Annotated in this window: 1 protein-coding gene and 1 pseudogene; both read right to left on the bottom strand. The window is 72.1% G+C overall.

Going from position 1 to position 2,412, the window contains the following annotated elements; translation table 11 throughout:
• Positions 1–435 precede the first annotated feature (435 nt).
• Positions 436–951, bottom strand: a pseudogene (locus NK1_RS35970) (shikimate kinase); the annotation flags it as partial.
• Between the two features lie 56 nt (positions 952–1,007).
• Positions 1,008–2,228: a chorismate synthase gene (gene aroC, locus NK1_RS33100; RefSeq protein ID WP_084461861.1), complete on the bottom strand. Its 1,221-nt coding sequence runs from the start codon at positions 2,226–2,228 to the stop codon at positions 1,008–1,010.
• Positions 2,229–2,412: the final 184 nt, after the last annotated feature.

Below are 2,412 nucleotides of genomic sequence, written 5' to 3'. Positions count from 1 at the left end.
GCCGGGATCGGTGTTCGCGCCGGGAGGGCCCGCGGCGCGGGTGGCGGTGCGGCGGACCCGTCCCGGCCGTGCATTCGGTTGTGCGGCAGGAGGTTTCGCGTCCGTACTGCCCGGCGCCGGTACGGAGGTGACGGTGGGGCCGGCCGGGGCCGGTCCGACGGGCGCCGTCTCGGGCGGGGTGCCGGTCCGGTTACGGGAGTGCCGGCGGCCGCCGCGCCGGGAACGCCGTGCTCGGCGCCGCGGCTGAGTGCGGTCCGTCTCGGGCGAATCCGTCTGTGCGGCTTCGGTTTCGCCGGATGTGGCGGTGGGCTGGGTGGCGTCGGCCGCGGCGCGCGTGCGGCGACGGCGCCCCCGGGAACGGGAGCGGCGAGTGCCGGTGGGCTCGGCACTCGCCGAATCCTGTTGCGGCGCCGGTGTTTCGGTCGGCTCGACGCCGAGTTTGGCCAGAATGGCACGGACGACGCGGCCGGGGCTGCGGCCGTCGGTGCGAATCCGGATGGAGGCCACCTCGCGGTAGAGCGGGCGCCGCACGCGCATCAGTTCGCGATATTTCGCGCTCGGATCGTCGCCGTTGAGCAGCGGCCGATTCGTCGACGCCCCGGTCCGGCGCAGTCCCTCGGACACGCTGATCTCCAGGTACACCACCGTGCGCCCCCGCAACAACTCTCGCGTGGCCGCGGACAGGATCGCACCGCCGCCGAGGGAGACGACGCCGTGTTCGGCGAGGATCGCGCGGCGTACGACGCGTTCCTCGATCCGCCGGAATTCCGGTTCACCGTCGGTGGCGAAGATGTCGGGGATGCTGCGACCGGTGTCCTGTTCGATCCCGGCGTCGGTGTCGTAGAGCGAGACGCCGAGTTCGCGGGCGAGTTTGCGCCCGATGGTGGACTTACCGGCACCGGGCGGGCCGATGAGGATCACGCTGGGCCGGCTGGGGTCGCTGCGAACGATCACGACGGCTGTCCCGGGCGCCGGACCCGGGCGGTGCCGCGCGCGGGATCAGCCATTCATGCCTCCGACGCCACGACGCCCGGGATGTGCGGGCGGGTCTGGACACGCTTCTGGTACGTCGTGAGGTTGTCGACGGTCTCGGCGAGGGAATCGCCGCCGAACTTCTCCAGGACGGCCTGCGCGACCACGAGCGCCACCATGGCCTCGGCGACGACACCGGCGGCGGGCACGGCACAGACGTCGGAGCGCTGATGGATGGCCACGGCCTCGTCACCGGTGGCCATATCCACGGTGGACAGCGCACGCGGAACGGTCGAGATGGGCTTCATCGCCGCGCGCACGCGCAGGGGTTCGCCGTTGGTCATACCGCCCTCGAGGCCACCGGCGCGGTTGGTGGAGCGCAGCACCCCGTCGGGGCCGGGACGCATTTCGTCGTGGGCGGCGCTGCCGCGACGACGTGCGGTCTCGAATCCGTCGCCGACCTCGACACCCTTGATGGCCTGGATACCCATCAGGGCCGCGGCCAGCCGCGAATCCAGCCGTTGTTCGCCGCTGACGAACGACCCCAACCCGACCGGCAGTCCGGTGACCACGACCTCGACGACGCCGCCGAGGGTGTCGCCGTCCTTCTTGGCGGCCTCGATCTCGGCGATCATCGCGGTTTCGGCCTCGGGATCGAATGCGCGGACCGGGCTGGCGTCCACGGCCTCGAGATCGGCGGCGGTCGGTACGAGACCCGGGCGGGCCGCCGCGGTGCCGATCGAGACCACATGCGAGACGACCTCGACGCCGAGGGCCTGGCGCAGGAACTGCCGGGCCACCGTGCCGGCGGCGACCCGGGCGGCCGTTTCGCGGGCGCTGGCGCGTTCGAGCACGTTGCGGGCGTCGTCGAAGCCGTACTTGAGCATCCCCGAGTAGTCGGCATGGCCGGGGCGGGGACGCGTCAGCGGAGCGTTGCGGGCCAGTTCGGCCAGCTCGGCCTCGTCGACGGGGTCGGCGGCCATGACCTCGGTCCACTTGGGCCATTCGGAATTGGCGATCTCGATCGCGACCGGGCCGCCCATGGTCCTGCCGTGGCGGATACCGCCGATCACGGTGACCTTGTCGGCCTCGAACTTCATCCGCGCGCCGCGCCCGTAGCCCAGTCGCCGCCGCGCCAGTTGCGCGGCGATATCGGCCGAGGTCACCTCGACACCGGCCACCATCCCCTCGACGATGGCGACAAGAGCGGGACCATGAGACTCACCAGCAGTAATCCAGCGCAACACGACCTCCATCTTTCCACGTCACAACGGTTCCCCGGACATCGGTGTCCGCGCGGCTACACCGTGGGCCACAGTGCCGCAACGGTAGCCAGGCACATCGCGGGCCCGTGTGGCACGGTGATCGAGGCGCCGAACACACCGCGACGACGGTCCGAATCGCCGGGCGCGGCAGCGCGGCCGCCGGAAGGCGCGGGCC

This window comes from Nocardia kruczakiae NBRC 101016 (assembly GCF_001612965.1).
Taxonomy (GTDB): Bacteria; Actinomycetota; Actinomycetes; order Mycobacteriales; family Mycobacteriaceae; genus Nocardia; species Nocardia kruczakiae.
Note: the sequence above shows the minus strand (reverse complement) of the source record. Positions and strands in the feature narration are given on the sequence as shown.